The 17,372-nt window shown below is 60.1% G+C and carries 15 protein-coding genes and 2 pseudogenes; 6 read left to right on the plus strand and 11 right to left on the minus strand.

Annotated features, from left to right (window positions below; translation table 11 throughout):
• Nucleotides 1-280: 280 nt before the first annotated feature.
• Entirely contained in the window at nt 281-955 is a 675-nt protein-coding gene (locus tag ACSQ36_RS30445; RefSeq protein ID WP_213764225.1) for an HAD family hydrolase, read from the plus strand.
• A 291-nt stretch (nt 956-1,246) separates the two neighbouring features.
• Here the strand turns inward: ACSQ36_RS30445 and ACSQ36_RS30450 are convergent, their stop codons facing one another.
• The 4 genes from ACSQ36_RS30450 to ACSQ36_RS30465 form a co-directional block, all read right to left on the minus strand.
• Nucleotides 1,247-2,650, minus strand: coding sequence for a methyl-accepting chemotaxis protein (locus tag ACSQ36_RS30450; RefSeq protein WP_436184820.1), 1,404 nt, complete (start codon nt 2,648-2,650; stop codon nt 1,247-1,249).
• A 207-nt stretch (nt 2,651-2,857) separates the two neighbouring features.
• Entirely contained in the window at nt 2,858-3,520 is a 663-nt protein-coding gene (locus ACSQ36_RS30455) for a glutathione S-transferase family protein (protein WP_436184821.1), read from the minus strand.
• A 176-nt stretch (nt 3,521-3,696) separates the two neighbouring features.
• Nucleotides 3,697-5,847 carry a tetratricopeptide repeat protein gene (locus tag ACSQ36_RS30460; protein WP_436184822.1) on the minus strand — a complete coding sequence of 717 codons (2,151 nt, stop codon included), beginning with the start codon at nt 5,845-5,847 and terminating at the stop codon, nt 3,697-3,699.
• Nucleotides 5,848-6,285: 438 nt separating this feature from the next.
• Nucleotides 6,286-7,101 carry an SDR family NAD(P)-dependent oxidoreductase gene (locus tag ACSQ36_RS30465; protein WP_213764229.1) on the minus strand — a complete coding sequence of 272 codons (816 nt, stop codon included), beginning with the start codon at nt 7,099-7,101 and terminating at the stop codon, nt 6,286-6,288.
• A 146-nt stretch (nt 7,102-7,247) separates the two neighbouring features.
• Here ACSQ36_RS30465 and ACSQ36_RS30470 point away from each other — a divergent pair, with 146 nt between their 5' ends.
• Nucleotides 7,248-8,189, plus strand: coding sequence for a GlxA family transcriptional regulator (locus tag ACSQ36_RS30470; RefSeq protein WP_436184823.1), 942 nt, complete (start codon nt 7,248-7,250; stop codon nt 8,187-8,189).
• Nucleotides 8,190-8,300: 111 nt separating this feature from the next.
• Here ACSQ36_RS30470 and ACSQ36_RS30475 read toward each other — a convergent pair whose 3' ends face one another.
• Nucleotides 8,301-8,567 (minus strand): hypothetical protein, encoded by a 267-nt coding sequence (locus ACSQ36_RS30475; protein WP_436184824.1) that lies wholly within the window; start codon nt 8,565-8,567, stop codon nt 8,301-8,303.
• 185 nt (nt 8,568-8,752) lie between these two features.
• Nucleotides 8,753-9,943 carry a pyridoxal-phosphate-dependent aminotransferase family protein gene (locus tag ACSQ36_RS30480; RefSeq protein ID WP_436184825.1) on the minus strand — a complete coding sequence of 397 codons (1,191 nt, stop codon included), beginning with the start codon at nt 9,941-9,943 and terminating at the stop codon, nt 8,753-8,755.
• Between the two features lie 522 nt (nt 9,944-10,465).
• On the opposite strand from ACSQ36_RS30480, the gene ACSQ36_RS30485 reads away from it, so the two are divergent.
• Nucleotides 10,466-11,119, plus strand: coding sequence for a TetR/AcrR family transcriptional regulator (locus tag ACSQ36_RS30485; protein ID WP_436184826.1), 654 nt, complete (start codon nt 10,466-10,468; stop codon nt 11,117-11,119).
• 84 nt (nt 11,120-11,203) lie between these two features.
• On the opposite strand, the pseudogene ACSQ36_RS30490 reads toward ACSQ36_RS30485, so the two are convergent.
• The 3 genes and pseudogenes from ACSQ36_RS30490 to ACSQ36_RS30500 form a co-directional block, all read right to left on the minus strand.
• Nucleotides 11,204-11,386: pseudogene (locus ACSQ36_RS30490) on the minus strand (GMC family oxidoreductase N-terminal domain-containing protein); the annotation flags it as partial.
• Between the two features lie 29 nt (nt 11,387-11,415).
• On the minus strand, nt 11,416-12,837 hold the full coding sequence (locus ACSQ36_RS30495) for a coniferyl aldehyde dehydrogenase (protein WP_436184827.1): 1,422 nt from the start codon (nt 12,835-12,837) through the stop codon (nt 11,416-11,418).
• A gap of 148 nt (nt 12,838-12,985) precedes the next feature.
• Nucleotides 12,986-13,336, minus strand: a complete 351-nt coding sequence (locus tag ACSQ36_RS30500; RefSeq protein WP_436184828.1) for a winged helix-turn-helix transcriptional regulator — start codon at nt 13,334-13,336, stop codon at nt 12,986-12,988.
• Between the two features lie 94 nt (nt 13,337-13,430).
• Between ACSQ36_RS30500 and ACSQ36_RS30505 the strand changes: the two genes are divergently transcribed.
• The 3 genes and pseudogenes from ACSQ36_RS30505 to ACSQ36_RS30515 form a co-directional block, all read left to right on the plus strand.
• On the plus strand, nt 13,431-14,180 hold the full coding sequence (locus ACSQ36_RS30505; RefSeq protein WP_436184829.1) for an SDR family NAD(P)-dependent oxidoreductase: 750 nt from the start codon (nt 13,431-13,433) through the stop codon (nt 14,178-14,180).
• Between the two features lie 196 nt (nt 14,181-14,376).
• Nucleotides 14,377-15,747, plus strand: coding sequence for a leucine-rich repeat-containing protein kinase family protein (locus tag ACSQ36_RS30510; RefSeq protein WP_436184830.1), 1,371 nt, complete (start codon nt 14,377-14,379; stop codon nt 15,745-15,747).
• Nucleotides 15,748-15,792: 45 nt separating this feature from the next.
• A pseudogene (locus ACSQ36_RS30515) lies at nt 15,793-15,912 on the plus strand (alpha-hydroxy-acid oxidizing protein); the annotation flags it as partial.
• Between the two features lie 79 nt (nt 15,913-15,991).
• Here the strand turns inward: ACSQ36_RS30515 and ACSQ36_RS30520 are convergent.
• Nucleotides 15,992-16,114 carry a hypothetical protein gene (locus ACSQ36_RS30520; RefSeq protein ID WP_255631352.1) on the minus strand — a complete coding sequence of 41 codons (123 nt, stop codon included), beginning with the start codon at nt 16,112-16,114 and terminating at the stop codon, nt 15,992-15,994.
• Nucleotides 16,115-16,237: 123 nt separating this feature from the next.
• Nucleotides 16,238-17,341, minus strand: a complete 1,104-nt coding sequence (locus tag ACSQ36_RS30525; protein ID WP_436184831.1) for a DUF2817 domain-containing protein — start codon at nt 17,339-17,341, stop codon at nt 16,238-16,240.
• Nucleotides 17,342-17,372 lie beyond the last annotated feature (31 nt).

Genomic DNA, 17,372 nt, shown 5'->3' on the forward strand with positions numbered 1-17,372 from the left:
GTTTGCGACGCAAAACCGTGTGAGGCCCCGAGGCACTACCTCAAGAATGATAATCCCGTCTGGCGGTGACAGTTTCTCGTTAGTTAAAGGTATGGCTCCCTCGCCCCATCCACGATAAAGCTCGCCGTAAGGTTTGCCGGCTGATCCGCAAACTGTGAACGAGAACCAAACGAGAACCCGCAGCGTGCGGAACATCACGAGCGCATCAATGACAAGATTCAGGCGTACGCTGTCATAAAACTCATCACGTCGCCTGAACTTACCGTCAAAGGATCCCCTCATGCGAATCGAAACGTCATTCCTGTTCGACCTCGACGGAACGCTGGTCGACAGCGTGTACCAGCATGTACTTGCATGGAAAGAAGCGCTCGATGCGGAAGGTATCGAGCTGTCGGTATGGCGCATCCATCGCAAGATCGGCATGAGCGGGGGCCTCTTCACGAACCAGTTGCTGCGTGAAACGCACGGGGAGATCAGTCCCGAGCGCGTGGAGCGTTTGCGCCGCACGCATGCGGACGTTTATCAGCGCCTGCGTGCACAGGTTTGTCCGTTGCCCGGCGCACGCGAGTTGCTCGCCGCGCTCACCGAAGCGGGCACGCGCTGGGCCATTGCGACCAGCGGCCGCATGGAAACGGCGGCCGTGAATCTGGAAGCGCTCGGTGTCGATCCGGCGAAGTCCGTGGTCGTCACGCGCGACGACGTGAAGTACGCCAAACCTGACCCCGACCTCTTCATTGCAGCGGCGTCGCGTCTGGGCGTGTCGATCGAGCATACCGTCGTGGTGGGCGACAGCATCTGGGACATGCTCGCCGCGCGGCGCTGCCGCTCGCTCGGCGTGGGACTGCTGTCCGGCGGATACGGAATGGATGAACTGGAACGCGCCGGCGCGCTGCGCGTGTACGAAGATCCGGCGGACTTGCTGCTGCATCTGGATGAAGTTGCCGCAAGGCCTTAGGCCTTGAGGGCGAAGGGCCGCCGGCCAATGAGCTCCGCCGTATGGACAGGCCACGTGCACAGGTCTGCCAAGCGCTTGTGCATGCAGAGCAGGATGGCCAGCTTGCGTATCTGGATGCCGCGCTTTATTCGCATAACTAAGCATGAAGGTATGGCTCTCGCGAGTCCTGTCGGGCCTGCGAGACTGTAGCAGGAGGCCGCTCAGTAAAGCGTTGCGCTGCCCAGCGGCAAACGAATCTGGTCGAAACGTCACCCATGGATCGTCAACGCGCGCTGATCGACCAATCGCCAATCAGACGCTATAAGCAAGTCGCAATCCGCCCCAATGACGGCCTGCGACCATGATCGGCGCGGACACGTCTTTCATCAGCGCATATTCCCCGGCGCCCATATCGCGTCGATATGTCTGCAACAAGAACGGCTTGGTATGCGACCCTGAAGCCAGGCCGGTACGGTCATTGAAGATGCGCCGGTTACGCGAATGAGCGGCGTTCCAGGCGGGATCGGAGCCTTGAGATTGCGAAAACTTCTTGTTGTGCGTGGGCAAGTAGCCCTTGGTATCGACGGCTGCACAGAACACCACGCGTTCATCCAGCGCCAGCAAGGGCTCCTGGATTTCCGGCAGGATGCGATCGGCAAGCTGAATGTAGCGGGTCGTGAATTGCTCGGGGTTGGTACCGGCAATCGGGTTATAGGCATGATCGAAAAGATCCGCAGCCGAGATCTCACCGCGTGAAATGGCCTGCTCGAATGCCCGGCCGATCTTCTGCGCGGCGGTCATGACCGCGTCTATAAACCGCGTATCGGGTGTCTCTATCCCCGCTTCCGCCGTCAACTCGATCAAGGTTTCGGACACGCCCAACAGCTTGCTCAACTGGTCGCGCGCCTTCGTGAAGCTGCCGCTTGACTGCTCGACGCCTCCGACCATCTCGGAGACTTGAGACGCAAGCCCGCTGCATTGCTGGTCGATCGCTTCGGTCTGCAAAGCGATTTGCTCCGCTTCAACACTCAACTCAGTGATCGCTTTCCCCGTTGCCAATACAACGTCGCCGATCGCATGCGTGCCCTCCTTGACTCGCTGTGCACGTACCGCGCTGGCGGACCCTTCGGCCATCAGCAGATCGGCCTGACCCGACAATCTGGTGAGTGTTGTCCCGATCTCCGACGTGGCCTGCGCGGTCTTGGCGGACAACGCCTTCACTTCAGCCGCGACCACGGCAAAGCTTTTACCGGACTCGCCCGCACGGGCCGCTTCTATCGCGGCGTTCAAGGCCAATAGATTAGTCTGACGCGCGATGATCGAAATTTCTTCGGAGATCTTGCTGACGTCGCTCAATGACGCTCGCAAGGTCTCGATCTCCGCGGCCATCACCGCGACGCTGTCCACCAGGCTATGGATGTCTGCCAGCGACACCCTGACCGTCTCCTGGGACTGGCTGACGCCGGACGCGGCCTGATCTGCCACGATACGCATCTGACGCGCCGCCGCGGCAATCCGCTGGTTGCCCTCCATGGTCGACATTGCCGAACGCTGCAAGCCGTGGCACAAATCCGCCTGACGCGTCGCGCGGGCCGCCACTTCCTCGACGTGCCCCGATACATCGCAAATCTCGATACCCAGCTTGCCCGCATGCTCGGCGATCTTGCCGACCGCCGTCAGCGTGCGCCCGCGTTGTCCGAATCCGAAACCCGTCATCCCTTGCCTCCGGTGTTTTAATTTGCGTGGAATTCCCCGGCTGCGTCTCGACATGCCGGGTTCGCGAATTCCGCGTGACGTCCCTCGGTATATCGTCCGATTGCAGGAAAAACTAAAGGGGTGCGAGGCAACGGATGCGATAGATCGGGTTTGCCCAGGGGTGCGGGCGGCGGCTCGGCTCACCCGGCTTCAGGCAGACCGCCGGATTCAATCGCGATCGGCAGGCGCTCCCAGCGGAAACAACGGCCGATATGGCCGCGCCTCGTCAACCGCGCGCGCGAATGACGGACGCGCCAGCAGTCGTTGCCGGTATGCAATCACGTGAGGAAACGACGCGTCAATGCGATGTGTCCAGTCTGCATAAAACAGGAACGGCGCGGCGCCGCAATCGGCCAGGCTGAAGTGATCGCCAGCGGCCCATTCGCGCTGGGCCATGAGTCCATCGAGCCAGCCATAAGCGGTGTCGAGCATCGCGCGTGCGTCGGCCACGCCTCGTGGATCCCGTTCCGTTTGCGGCCGCAAGCTGTCGCCCACGATCTTCTGCTGCGGAGTCGAGATGTAGTTGTCGAAGAAACGATCCATGCCGCGAACTTCCATTGCGCTGCGGGCATCTTCAGGCAGCAGCGGCACGGGGCCCGGATGATACAGCCCCAGATGCTCGATGATCATGCTCGCCTCCACCACGGTGCGTCCACCATCCACGAGCACGGGGAAACGCTTCATTGGCCAGAGCGCCGTGAGCTCCTCCATCACCTGCGGGTTCTCATGCGACAACGCACGCCATTCGAACGGCGTGCCATTCTCGTACAGCGCAACCAGGACCTTCTGGCAGTAAGACGAGAACGGATGGGCGTAGAGCTTTAATGTCATTGGATCACCTCGGGTTGAGAAAGGCTGGTTTCTCTAACGACGAACGAGGTTGCCGAAAATCGACATCCACTCTGAAGCATTTTAAAATCCCTGCCGCTGCAAGCGGTTTTCTTTACAAAGCTATTTCGGAAGCAGGGCTTATAGCGAAGCAAAGCGAACGCCGGGAAGTGTTCGCTTCATCCTGGCGGCAAATGACCCGGGCTTGAGAATGCCGCGAGACACGCCAGCCGCATTCGCTCGACAGCCGTGGACCAACTCTCATCGGCGGCTTGCCGGAACAGCCGCAACGTCTGCGGATACCACGGCGAATCTTCACGCTCGCGCATCCAGCGCCAGTCGATGTCTTCTCGCGGCAGCAACACCCAGCACGGCGTGCCCAGCGACGCAGCAATATGCGCCGCGGAGGTGTCCACGCAGATCACCAGATCGAGCTCTCCGATGATCGCGGCGGTATCGGCGAAATCGGTCAGGTCTGTCCCGAGGTGCAACAGCGGAAGACCCGCAGGCGGCGACTGTCCCTCTTCTTCTCCCTGCCCTTTTTGCAGGCTTACGAAGCTGACCCCGGGCACGCTCCAGAGAGGCGCAAGCGTTGCAAGCGACGGCAGCGAACGGTTCGCATCGTTGTGATGTTTGGGATTGCCTTTCCAGACCAGACCGATCTTGCGGCCGGGTGGAAGCGTCGCCAGCCGCGTGCGCCAGTGCTCAACGAGCAACGCGTCAAGCGTCAGGCGGATGGGATCGGGAATGGTGTCCGTGGTCGTGCGCAGATGCAGCGGCACGCTCATCGGGCTCGTCCAGTAGTCGTACCCAGAGGCCCGGCTTAGCGCGGTTTCGTGGTCGAGGACCGCATCGACGCCCTCCAAATCCGCGAATAGCCGATGCAGCGCAGGCGCGCAGGCAAATGCGATATGGATCGGGCCCTGTGCCTTGAGCAACGCGAAGTAGCGGCCGAACTGGACCATGTCGCCAAGACCATCTTCCTGCCAGACCAGCAACGACTTGCCCGCAAGCGCTTCGCCTCGCCATCGCGGACACTGCAGCAAGGACTGCGTCTGGTGATGAATGAATCCCGGCTGATCGTAACGGGAATCGTAAAGCTGCCATCCCTCTTCGAATTCGCCCATGCTGAGCAGCAGCGTTGCAAGACTGACTTTCGCATCGTGATAGTCGGCACGGATCGCAAGTGCTCGCCGGAAAGCTGCCTCGGCGTCGGTCAGATTGCCGAGTTCCTTCAGCACGTTGCCGAGGTTGTGGTGCGCTTCGGCGAGATCGGGGCGAAGCGCAAGCGCTCGCCGGTAAGCCGCAACGGCGTCAGGCGAACGACGCAGTGCCCACAGCACGTTGCCCAGGTTGTTATGGGCTTCAACAATATCCGGGCGAATCAGCAGCGCGTGCCGGTACGCGGCCTCGGCCTCGGGCAGCCGGTCGAGCGTCTGCAACACAATGCCCAGGTTGTAGTGAGCTTCAGCATAGTCGGGCCGGACTGCGAGTGCCTGCCGGTAAGACGCCTCGGCTTCGGGAAGACGGTTTAGGGCACCCATCAGGGCGCCCAGGTTAAGGTGAGCTTCGGCGTAATCGGGGCGGATAGTCAGTGCCATCCGGCAAGCGAACTCGGCCTCGGGCAGGCGGCCTACTTCCTTGAGCACGTTCGCCAGGTTATTGAGCGCTTCGGCGTATTGAGGCCTGAGGATCAGCGCCTGCCGATACGCCGCCTCGGCTTCCGGCAGGCGGGCGAGTTCCTTGAGCACGTTGCCCAGGTTGTTGTAAGCCCCCGCATCGGGCGATAGAACCAATGCCTGCCTGTAGGCACTCTCCGCTTCGTGCCAACGGCGCAGGTCATAGAGCACGATGCCCAGGTTGTAGTGAGCCTGCGGATAATCCGCACGGATCGCAAGCGCATGCCGGTAAGCCGCCTCGGCGTCATGCAGGCGTCCGAGATCGTAGAGCACCGCGCCGAGGTTGTTGCTGGCCTCTGCAAGGTCCGGGCGAATGTCCAGCAGTTGCCGATAGACAACCACGGCCTCCGGCAGAGAGCCAAGGCCCTTGAGCAACATGCCGAGATTGTTATAAGCATCGACGAAATCGGGCTTGGCCTCGATGGCCTGCCGCCAATACGCTTGCGCGTCCGCCAGTTGGCTCAGGCCTAGCGAAGAGACCGCCGCTATATTCAAGGCCTCCGCCAGCGCGCTTCCCGTCAAAGCCGGATGCGGGTCAAGCATCGGCTTAACCATCGACAACGCTTGCGCATAGTGTCCGGCCAGGCATAGCGAAGCAGCCGACTGATGCCAGTCCGCAGTGTGAGGTGCGCTTGTTGGGACAGATGTCATGGGTTGATCGTCGAAGCTTGGGTTCAGTGGATGCTGTCGGGGGTGCGCCCTTTTTCACCTGGCATGGAATTGATGCGCCGTGGTTCGGACATCTGCGGGAAAGGGGACGCGCCCATCACATCGCTGAGGTTACGACAGTTGCTATCGGCGTGACGGCGGGAAATGAGCGCATTGCTGCACGCTATTCGGAGGATGAGGGCGCTAAAGAGCGTTTAGATAGCTTAGGGACGTAGCGCAATAGCGTCTGGTCCGCGGCTTAAAGGTCTTGGTGAATCGCGATCACCGTATTCAGCTTGGCCGAGTCGAAGCTTACAAACATGCTTAAGGATTCTTCGAAACAGCCCAATGCGCAGACGCACCATTTCGTTCTCCCTTCAAGAACGATCGTCTGCGCTTGAAGGGAACGCGTCGGCATCGGGTTGCTTACTACACGATCGCTTAGTGCTGCGCGCCGCTCGTTACGCCATAGCGCGCCGCCGGCAGCCGACGCGAAAGGTTAGGCACCAACGCCTGGCGAGCCGCCTCGAACGTGTTCCAGTCGGCCGCTTCCGGCAGCGAAGGAATTGTGACCAGCTCGCCCTGATCGAGGCCAGCAAGCGCTGCGTCCACCATGTCTTCCGACGTCATCACGATACCCTCCGGCAGATAGCTCACCGGCGTGCCCGCAATGTCCCAGAACTCCGTGCTGGTTGCGCCCGGCAACACGGCCTGGACCCGCACGCCCTTCGCGCCAAGTTCATGGTGCAACGACTGTGTCAACGCGAGCACGTACGCCTTGCTGCCGCCGTACACACCGTTCAGCGTCTCCGGCGACACAGCGACAATCGATGAAATGTTCACGATCGTTCCGCCGCCACGTGCGACAAAACCCGGCACGACAGCCTTCGTCAAATGCGTGAGCGCGACCACGTTGAGCGTGATCATCGCGTCCATTTTGTCGATGTCCGAGTCCACGAGCGGCGCGGTCGCGCCCACGCCGGCATTGTTCACGAGCATCGTGATGCTGGAGTCATTACGCAGGACGTCTTCAACCTTCCGCACGCCTTCAGGTGTCCCCAAATCCGCGACGACAACCTCGAAATTCCGTCCGGTGGACGTTGTGAGCGTCGTTGCCAGCGCGTTCAAGCGGTCGCGATTGCGCGCCACCAGGATGACGTCGTAGCCGCGTTCGGCAAGCCGTTTCGCGTAGATCGCGCCAATGCCGGTCGAAGCGCCCGTCACCAATGCCGTGCCTTTGTTCGCTACATTGCTCATTTCCGTTCTCCAGTTTTTCAAGTGTTCCGGCGGAAGCGCCGGTGTGTGAACGGAATAGTAGAAGTATGAGATCATGTCCTCAATGACATAGATGCAACTTTTTAGGACATCAACGGGAATCCCGTTCCCGGTATGCAGGAGGCCATGTGAAAACGATCGGAATCATTGTTTATCCGGACTTTCAGGTGCTGGGGCTGGCGGTATCGACCGTGTTCGAATTTGCCAACACAACCGTTGGACAAACCGCGTACGAGGTGCAGTTGTTGTCGGAACACGGCGGTTCCGTGCGCTCCTCGCTAGGCTTCGGCATCGAGACCGCGAGTTTCAAGGGCAGCGAGTTCCACACCCTGATCGTCACCGGCGACAACATAGGCACGCCGCATTCGGCCGGCGTGGCGGCATTTCTTCGCGACGCCCTGAAGACATCACAACGCATTGCAGCGACCTGCACAGGCGCGTTTGTACTGGCCGAGGCGGGCTTGCTGGACGGCCGCCGCGCCACCACGCACTGGTACTACGCGCGGGCGCTTCAGCGCGCGTATCCGCAGGTCAAGATGGAGGAAGACCGGATCTTTATCGTCGACGGGCCGATCTGGACGTCCGCCGGTGCGAGCGCCGGAATTGATCTTGCGCTGGCGCTCGTCGAGAAAGACCTGGGTACGGAAACGGCGCGGCTCGTGGCGAAAAAACTGGTGGTTTATCATCGGCGCGCCGGCGGCCAGTCGCAGTATTCCGCGCTGCTCGAACTCGACGCGAAATCGGATCGGGTGCAGACCGCGCTGGCCTATGCAAAATCCAACCTGACCGCGAAGCTGTCGATTGAAGAGCTGGCGGAAGTTGCCCACCTCAGTCCGCGCCAGTTCAGCAGGGTTTTCACCGACGAGACCGGACAGTCGCCCGCCCGGGCCATAGAAAATCTGCGGGTGGAGGCCGCTCGCCTGATGATGGAAGCGGGACGGCATTCAGTCGATGTAGTCGCACGCGAGAGTGGTTTCGGCGATCGTGAACGGATGCGGCGTGCATTTCTGCGTGCATTCGGGCAGTCGCCGCAAGCAATGCGGCGGATGACAGAATCGCAGTTGGTTTGATGAAGGGCCGGTTTTGCGCGGAGGATGGGTCATGGCCTGATTAAGGAGCCGTCAAACACGCTCGCTGAATCAACAAGGGTTGAGCTCGCGTCTTCATACCGTGGCTGGCGCTTATACCGCCGGCGCCAACTGTGTGAGCACGGTCGTCATGCTCATGACCTGCTGGTCACTATCTGAAATTCCCGCGTCATGGGCAGCCTTGGCCAATTGAGCATTGGTTAGTCTGGCAAGGCCGTCGAAACTATCGCGGACAATTGTCGCAGTCGTGGCAGGACTGGTCCGACGCTCCCACGTCTTGTCTTCGACAAGCCGTCGAAGCACGTATTCGCGAGCAGCCGTTTTCGCGGCAAGAATGCCGCGCGCTTGTTCTTCCGTCATGGTGTTCTCCCCGAGTTCGCCCTCGTTTTATAGCAACGCGGCGTGCCCCTGGCGGTTCGGAAGAACACACTTGGACGGATTTTTTTCGGGTGCGCTCCCGGGCAATGATCTTCTTCGGGTCACTAACCGTATTCCGCGTATTCCGGCTAACCCGAAGAAGACCTGCAGACTGCCTGCCCGAGTCTTTAGTCCGAGGCCAGACGTGCGATCGCTCGCGCCACGCCGCCGCGGCCGAACGGAACACCCTGCACGGTCATGGCGGCTTCAACGCCGCCGAGACATCCAAGGATCATCGCGGGGTTAATGTCGCCGAGATGCCCGATACGGAATGCGCGGCCCGCAAGCGGCCCGAGACCACCGGCGATGGCAACTTCGAAGCGCTCGCGTGCGACGCTACGGATTGCTTCCGGATCGATACCCGCGTTCACCTCGATGGTCGTCACGGACACCGAACGCGCAGCCGGCACCTCGCAGAAAAACCGTAACGCACCCGTCTCGCTCCAGCATTCCACTGCGGCATGCACCGCTTCCGCGATTCGCCGATGGCGTTCCAGCACCTCGGTCAAACCTTCCCGGAAGATCAGCCCGAGCGACGCCTCCAGCCCTGCAATCAGGCTTTGCGGCGGGGTGCCGCAAAACTTGCGGTACGACAGCGGACTTCGCCGCCGCTCCCAGTCCCAGTAGAAACGCGGTGTGGAGTTGCGGCGCGAGACCTCCATTGCCGTTGCGTCGACCGCGACAAACGCGAGTCCGGGCGGCACCATCAACGCCTTCTGACTGGCGCCAAGAACCACGTTGATGCGCGTTGCATCCATGGCGAACGGCGCCGCTGCAAGCGACGCAACCACGTCGACCACGAGCAGCGCCGCGTGATCGGCCCGATCGATCGCCGCCCGCATGGCCGGCAGATCGTTGGTGATGCCGCTTGCCGTGTCCGTGTGAACGATGAAGACCGCGACGATCTCACGTTTCACATCGTTCCGCAGCACGGCTTCGATATCCGCTGGATCGATTGGACGTCCCTCCACCCAGGGTGTCCGAATCACGCGACCGCCCATTGCCTCGGCCTGCACCGCCCACGATTCCGAGAAGTGGCCCGTGCCAGCCACCAGCACCGCCTGACCCGGCGCAATCAGGTTGGCGATGACCGCTTCCCACGCACCGTGCCCATTCGCGGCATAGAGGAATACGTCCGACTGTTCTGTCTGCAGTACGCGCTTCAGGCCGGCTTCACACGCGGCAATACAGCGATCCAGCCTCGGGTCGGCCAGATCCATCGGCTGACGGCTCATTGCGTGCAGGACTTCATCCGGAACGCGGCTAGGTCCCGGCGAATGCAGGAAGCGGTGACCGGGCAAACGGGCAAAGTCGTTCATGCGAGAAGGATTCGAAATGAGTGATTGCCGCTGGAATTTGAGCGCGCTTGAGCTTTGTCGTCAGTCGGTTTCATTGCAACCCTGGCTAATTGTTGGTCAAAAAGATTCTACAGGGCTGCGCAGGCGCATGCACTTTCGATTCGCTTTAGCGGCGCATGCGGGACCGCGCGTTCGCCATAAAGCTCGAAGCTTGGGCTCAAATGCAATTTGATGAACACGTCGCGCCTGTTCGGCGTTATCGCGATCCCAACGCAGGGCGGATACAATGAATGCCAGAAACTCGCGGTCTACGGCGGTCTACGAATACACCGAGGCGTTGCGCATGGGACGGGAGAGGGAGGATGTGTCTGTGAGTGCTGCCTGTGCTTATCCCCGCGGTGTTGCGACCCAGATCGCAACCGCGTCACGGGCGCTGCCCCCGCAGGGCCGGTTCTTTACTGGCAATGGAATCGCTCCAGACGATTGCAGACGGACCGCTGACAACACCTGCTTCCCAACTCGCCCAATAGTCGCGATGAACACATGAACCGCGAACGACTCACCCGCGAGCAAGCCCGCGAACAAACGCGGCAACGTCTGCTCGACGCTTCTCAGATCATTTTCACAAAGCAAGGATTCATCGCGGGAAGCGTTGAAGAGATCGTATTGGCCGCAGGTTATACGCGTGGCGCGTTCTATTCGAATTTTCGCAGCAAGCAGGAAGTGCTAATCGAACTTCTCAAACGCGATCACCTTGCCATGCAAGCGGGCTTGCACGACCTTATGCAAGGACAAGTCACGCGTGAGGATCTGGAAGACCGCGCATTGCTTTTTTACAGCCATTTATATCGTGACAACAAGAACTTTTTGCTATGGGTCGAAGCACAACTGCTGGCGTCGCGTGACGCTCACTTCCGCGTTATCTTCAACGCTTTCCTGCGTGAAAAGCTCGACCAGTTAACTTTACATATCCGCGAGTTTTCAGTGCGCGCGGGTACACCGTTGCCCGCCGAAACGCTTGCGCTTGGGTTGATGGCGTTATGCAACGGCGTGCGGTTCTTCTATTCGATCAATCCGCAGGCCGTAACGGGGGAGCTGGCCGAATCCGTTCTGGCGCACTTCTTCTCGCGCGTGGTGTTCGGACGCAGCATGCAGGTCATCGAAGGGGCTACACCGGTTCGCCTCGCCGGGCACTGATGCGTGGTTAATCTTGCGACATTCATGCTGGTCCACGGACAGCGTCGCGATCAATCGCGTTCATGGACTGAGGATGGGCGCCTTGTACGACCGTCCTTCATTGCCAAGCGATTCCCAATGATCGTAGTCCGAACGATATCCGCGCACATAGACCATGGTGTTGACGGCGGATGACCCCGCCAATGCCTTGCCGCGCGCCTGATAGCCCTTACGACCGTCAAGGCCCGCCTGCGGCACCGTTTCGAACACCCAGTTGTTGAGGTGAGTCAGCGCGCGCCACGCCGCGGCCGTTTTGTTCACGTCATACGCTTGATCAGCCGCAGCATCAGGTCGAAGGTCTTGCCGTATGGAGGATGGAAAAGACGGGTGCCATTCAGGCGCGCCTGGTAGAAAACCGGTTTCTCTTTGCTGAATGTACGGAAACCCCATTCGCCGTGGTAAGCGCCCATGCCGCTCGGGCCGACTCCGCCGAACGGCTGCGCTTCCTGCGCCAGATGCCAAAGACAATCATTGATGGTGACGCCGCCTGACACGGTCTCGTGCAGCACCCGGTCGCGATTGACGACGCTCCGGCCGAACCAATAAAGCGCGAGCGGCCGGTTGCCCTGGTTCACCATCGCAATGGCCTGGTCAAGCCCGTCGTATTCGACAATGGGTAGCAGCGGGCCAAAGATTTCCTCTCGCATCAGACGCGAGCTTGCGGCCGCACCGACCACCAGCGTCGGTGGAAGTTTTCGCGTACCTTCGTCGAAACGTTCGCCGGCCGGATTGACTTCGACAATGCGCGAACCGCCATCACGCGCTTCCTCGAGTATCGCAAGCAGCCGCTCGCGATGCCTCGCGCTGATGATCGCCGTATAGTCCGGGTTGGAGATCAGCGTGGGATAGAGGCGCGTAATTACCGCCTTGAGCTGATCGGCAACGCTGTCGGCCAGACCCGCCGGCACGAGAACATAGTCCGGCGCAATGCAGGTCTGTCCAGCGTTCAGGAACTTGCCATAGGCAATGCTCGCCACGGCGGCAGCAATGTCGCAGGAGGCATCGATTATCGCAGGTGATTTCCCGCCGAGTTCCAGCGTCACCGGCGTAAGGTTTACCGCAGCGGCCAGGGCGACCTGCCGGCCGACCTGGGTCGATCCGGTAAAGAACAGGTGATCGAACGGCAGACTGGCAAAAGCCTGACCTACGTCCACGCCGCCGTTCACCACACTCAGCTCATCGGGCGCAAACGAAGCGCGAACCAGCCGGTCCAGCAACTCGGAGAATCGGGGAGTGAGTTCGGAGGGTTTGAGGAGCACCCGGTTGCCAGCGGCGATGGCCGCCAGCGCCGGCCCCAACGATAATTGAATGGGATAGTTCCACGGCGATACGATACCGACCACACCAAGCGGTTGCCGCAACAGGCGGTTATAGCCAGGCCGAAAGTGCAAACTGGTCGCGACTCGTTGCGGACTTATCCAGTGCTTCAGGTGTTTGCGTGCGTGACGGATTCCGGCGCGCACGACAAACAACTCGGCGATCCGCGTTTCATGAGCGGACCGCCCGCCGAAGTCGTCATCGATCGCGCACACAAATTCACTCTCATGATCCTCCGTCAACGCAAGCAGCCGGTTCAGCCGGTCCATGCGAACGCGCAGCGGCGGATTCGATTCCGCCGCGAACGCCTGGCGTTGCGCCTCGAAGCGTTCTTCCATGAAAGAAGGCGGGCTGACCTGCATGGTCTGTTTCCTGTGTTTGGAATGACGCTAGCTTACCCGTTTCATACCGGCGGAAGTTGCAGCGTGCGAGCGCACCGTGGCGCCCTTTGAGGGGATGGCTAACTCAGACTCTCGATTGCAATCCATTCATCAGTAGACCAAACATGATCTATTCAGTCTTTGTCTTGTCGAGCAGCAAACCGTCTATCCGTTCCCTGTTTTCATCGCCCCAGGCACAGAGTGGCATGAGCGCTTTCGCCAGCGTCTTGCCGAACTCGGTCATTTCATAATCGACCCTGGGTGGCACTTCCCGATAGTCACGCCGCACGATAATGCCATCCTCGGCCAACTCGCGAACTTGCTGGATCAAGACCTTTTCACTGATACCGGCGACAAGACGCTTCAATTCGCCGAACCGACGCGGCCCACTGTTCAGATGAAACAGCACGATCGGCTTCCACTTCCCGCCGACAACCGAGAGTGCGATCTCGAGTCCGCAGCTATATACCCGGTTTTCCATAAAAAGAATCTCCACACATACCTTTAGGTAGGTACTAGCCTAACAGAATGTACCCGACCATAATGAATCTTCAAACTCGATCAGGAGATTTCAAATGGGTAAGCTCAGTGGAAAAGTGGCCGTGATAACGGGTGCAAACAGCGGAATTGGCCTCGCGACGGCAAAGCGCTTTGCACAGGAAGGGGCGCGGGTTTTCATGAGCGGCCGGCGCCAGAAGGAACTCGATGCGGCCGTTGCCGAGGTTGGAGAAAATGCGCGCGGCATTCAGGGCGACGTGTCCATCCTCGCCGACCTCGACCGCCTGTTCGCCATCGTAAAAGAGGAAGCAGGAACGATCGACGTCCTGTTCGCCAACGCCGGCGGTGGAGAATTTGCAGCGCTTGGCGAGATCACGGAGGAGCACTTCGATAAAACCTTCGCGACCAACGTAAAGGGCACGCTTTTCACGGTGCAGAAGGCACTTCCATTGCTCAAGGACGGCGCGTCGGTCATCCTCACCGGATCAACTACCGAGGTCACTGGCGCCCCGTCATTCAGCGTCTACAGTGCGAGCAAGGCAGCGATCCGCAACTTCGCGCGAAGCTGGATCCTCGATCTCGCGCCGCGCAAGATCCGCGTCAATGTGCTGGTGCCGGGCGCCACCTCCACACCGGGATGGCATGGCCTCGCCACCTCGGAAGCGGCGAGCAAGGAGATGATCAAGTTCGTGCAGACTACGACGCCGCTTGGCCGCCTCGGTGAACCCGCGGAGACCGCGAGCGCGGCACTGTTCCTGGCTTGCGACGACAGCAGCTTTGTCACCGGAAGCGAACTGTTCGTCGACGGCGGGTCCGCGCAGATTTAGCGAACACGCGAGCCGCAAGCGGTCCACAAGACCACGGTTCACGAATGCACTCGAACCATGAGCAAAAAACCGTATGCCTGCGATCGCAGGCATACGGGGTTTCGACCGGCCTATCATGCGTGTCGAAAATACTCAGTAAAATCCATCCTGCACGGGCAATGCCAACCTGCCGCCCATCCTGGATACTCCCGCCACTGTGACAAGCACACTAGAACAACTTCGCGCCGGACAACTAGCCGGTACACAACGGCTGGCGCTAGCCTGCGGCCTGACCGAATTTCCACGCGAGATATTCGATCTGTCCGACACGCTGGAAATCCTCGACCTGTCCGGCAACGCGCTTTCGTCGCTGCCCGACGATTTGCCGCGCCTGACCAGATTGCATACGATCTTCTGCTCGAACAACCGGTTCATCGAGCTGCCGGAAGTGCTCGGGCAGTGCACGCAATTGAGCATGGTCGGGTTCAAGGCAAACTGCATACGCAAGGTATCCGGCGCGTCATTACCGCCTCAACTTCGCTGGCTGATCCTGACCGACAATGAAGTTGAGGCGCTGCCGCCCGAGATTGGAAACTGCGCTCAGCTACAAAAGCTGATGTTGGCCGGCAATCAGTTGCGCACGCTGCCAGTAGAGTTAGCCGCATGCTCTCGCCTCGAATTGATCCGGCTGGCAGCTAATCGGCTTGCCGAACTGCCGGTCTGGATCGTGTCCTTGCCCCGGCTATCGTGGCTGGCATACGCAGGGAATCCATTCAACGAACAACGGGAAGCCCAGGCAATAACGGATACGCCCGTTGCCGATATCCCCTGGCAGGCGCTGGATCTGCAGCATCGGTTGGGCGAAGGCGCATCGGGCGTCATTCATCGTGCAGAATATCGGCCGGAATATCCGGCGACTGGCAGCGAAAACGTGCCCGTCGCAGTCAAGCTATTCAAGGGCGCTGTCACCAGCGATGGTCTGCCGCACTGCGAGATGGCCGCTTGCATTGCTGCGGGTACGCATCCCAATCTGATCCCGGTACTCGGCAAGATAAAGGGCCATCCCACTGGCGTCCATGGCCTCGTGATGACGCTGATCGACCCGCAGCTCAAGAACCTTGCGGGGCCGCCGAGCCTGGCCTCCTGTACGCGCGATATCTATGACATCGATACCCGCTTCGACCTGACTTCAGCGCTAAGCGTTGCACATGGGATCGCATCGGCAGCATGGCATTTGCATCGGCAGGGCATCATGCATGGCGACCTGTACGCCCACAACATCCTGCATGGCGGAGAGGGTCAGGCGCTGATGGGAGACTTTGGCGCGGCATCGTTCTATGCAACCGACGATCAAGCGCTGGCCGACGCACTTCAGCGCCTTGAAGTAAGAGCGTTCGGTTGCCTGCTCGAAGAATTGATCGATCGATGCGATGCGCAGGCGTCCGCGCAAAGCAGCATGGCGGTGCTCACAAGCCTGAAAAACAATTGCCTGGACGAGCAAGCCGCCGACCGGCCGCTGTTCGGCGAAATCGTGAATACCTTGTCTGTGCTGAGGGATTCACATCGAAACGAGGCAACTTCAGCTTAAATTCAGGCGCTTTAAAACGGGCTTTAAACCATATACTCGTCCTCGGTGGATGGCGGCATCCGCAGCGGACAGGACATGCTGAAAGCGGTGGCGCTCGGCGCAAAGGGCACGCTGATCGGCCGAAGTTTCCTGTACGGGCCGGGCGCAATGGGGGAGGCGGGTGTCGAGGGACAAGAACTTTCATGCGACTTCCACGCAATGGGTTCGGACCACGCGAACGCTTCCTCTCGCTCGATCAACCATTTCAACTCCCCGAAATATCGAAATCGAAATAGCGGTGCTCGATTTTTTGATAGGTTCCGTCCTTCATCATCGCGTCGATCACGTGGTCCAGTAGCAACGCCATACCAGCAAGTGCCTTTTTCATGGATGCTCCAGTTCGATGGAATAGCCGCATCGTTGAATGCGTTGCCGCCAAGGTTGATAAGACCGCTGCTAAAGCGGGTCGCGCGATGTAGCCATGCGTCGATTCAATGCCTGCCGTGCTTGGCTAGGCTGTCTGCAATGCCAGGAGCCCACGCTCAAAAATCTGTCGCGTGCGTAGCTGGGTGAGTTCGCGCCAGTCCCGATCCGCGGGGTAGAAATGTTCCGCCAACGCAGCCTTGATCCGGCGTCCCGTTTCGTCTTCAGGATCGCCGTACAGATGCAGCCAGTGATCGTCTCTTAACGTGCGATGTCCCCGGACGCCGTCATAGGTCCCGCATTCGATAACCAATTGCATCAGGTCGGTGCCGGGCAGTGAATCCAGCAGCGCCTGTGACGTATAACCGGTCGCAGTCGCCGCGATTCCTGAATCGGTCGTCGCAGCGGGTCCGGTGATGACCGTGTAAAGCCATGGGCCGAAAACCGACTGTGACCTGGCGAGTGCGGGGTAGCTTTCCTGCGCCACCGCCATCAACATGGCATGACCGAACGCGCCTGCTCCGGTATGCAGGTCGAAACACATTGCTGTACGCGCGCCTTCCATAAAACGCTTCGCGATGGCGCGCAACGTACGGTTGCTCCAGGTGGCATGCTGACCACCGAAGAAGATGCCGTCGGCATGAGCGTACTGCCCCGCCTCGATAATGCTCATTACCGTGGCGAGACCTCGTCTTTCGATCTCATCGGCAAGCCGTTCGTCCGCACGGCGGCGAGCGGGACCGTCAAGGTCGCGGCACAAATAGAGAGTGTGAAAAGCCTCATAGCGCGCGTTGTCCGGCAGCGGCTCGTCAAACGCGACGTAGTTCCGGTTGAGGTCCACGTTATCCTCATTCACCCGACGTAACCAGGCCGTTCCCCAGGGATTGATCAGGTGCACCATGACCACGCAGACGTCGGCTGGCAGCGCGCGTTTTTGCAATGAATGAAGGAATGCGATCTGCGATTCGGAGCCGTAATACCCTTCAATGCCATGTGTGCCAGAGACGACGATGAACCGCTTGGGCGCACGCGGATCGCCGATCACCGCTACGTCGGTGGCAAGCATTTCGCGGCGGGGGCCGCGCATCGGATGCTCGAACTCCGTAAGCTCGGCCCCGGCAGCCCGCGCGGCTTCGATAAAACGCTCACGCTGAGCGGTAAAGCCTGGGGCTTCAATAAAATGCCGGTTCATGTTCTCGTTCCAGAATTTATGATCGCTGCCG

It is taken from the genome of Caballeronia sp. LjRoot34 (assembly GCF_964253815.1).
Taxonomy (GTDB): Bacteria; Pseudomonadota; Gammaproteobacteria; order Burkholderiales; family Burkholderiaceae; genus Caballeronia.

Bases quoted from the DNA above. Each gene is read 5' to 3' on its own strand.
- ACSQ36_RS30445 (WP_213764225.1), top strand. From the start codon at position 281: ATGCGAATCGAAACGTCATTCCTGTTCGACCTCGACGGAACGCTGGTC.
- ACSQ36_RS30450 (WP_436184820.1), bottom strand. From the start codon at position 2,650: ATGACGGGTTTCGGATTCGGACAACGCGGGCGCACGCTGACGGCGGTC.
- ACSQ36_RS30455 (WP_436184821.1), bottom strand. From the start codon at position 3,520: ATGACATTAAAGCTCTACGCCCATCCGTTCTCGTCTTACTGCCAGAAG.
- ACSQ36_RS30460 (WP_436184822.1), bottom strand. From the start codon at position 5,847: ATGACATCTGTCCCAACAAGCGCACCTCACACTGCGGACTGGCATCAG.
- ACSQ36_RS30465 (WP_213764229.1), bottom strand. From the start codon at position 7,101: ATGAGCAATGTAGCGAACAAAGGCACGGCATTGGTGACGGGCGCTTCG.
- ACSQ36_RS30475 (WP_436184824.1), bottom strand. From the start codon at position 8,567: ATGACGGAAGAACAAGCGCGCGGCATTCTTGCCGCGAAAACGGCTGCT.
- ACSQ36_RS30480 (WP_436184825.1), bottom strand. From the start codon at position 9,943: ATGAACGACTTTGCCCGTTTGCCCGGTCACCGCTTCCTGCATTCGCCG.
- ACSQ36_RS30485 (WP_436184826.1), top strand. From the start codon at position 10,466: ATGAACCGCGAACGACTCACCCGCGAGCAAGCCCGCGAACAAACGCGG.
- ACSQ36_RS30495 (WP_436184827.1), bottom strand. From the start codon at position 12,837: ATGCAGGTCAGCCCGCCTTCTTTCATGGAAGAACGCTTCGAGGCGCAA.
- ACSQ36_RS30500 (WP_436184828.1), bottom strand. From the start codon at position 13,336: ATGGAAAACCGGGTATATAGCTGCGGACTCGAGATCGCACTCTCGGTT.
- ACSQ36_RS30505 (WP_436184829.1), top strand. From the start codon at position 13,431: ATGGGTAAGCTCAGTGGAAAAGTGGCCGTGATAACGGGTGCAAACAGC.
- ACSQ36_RS30520 (WP_255631352.1), bottom strand. From the start codon at position 16,114: ATGAAAAAGGCACTTGCTGGTATGGCGTTGCTACTGGACCACGTGATC.
- ACSQ36_RS30525 (WP_436184831.1), bottom strand. From the start codon at position 17,341: ATGAACCGGCATTTTATTGAAGCCCCAGGCTTTACCGCTCAGCGTGAG.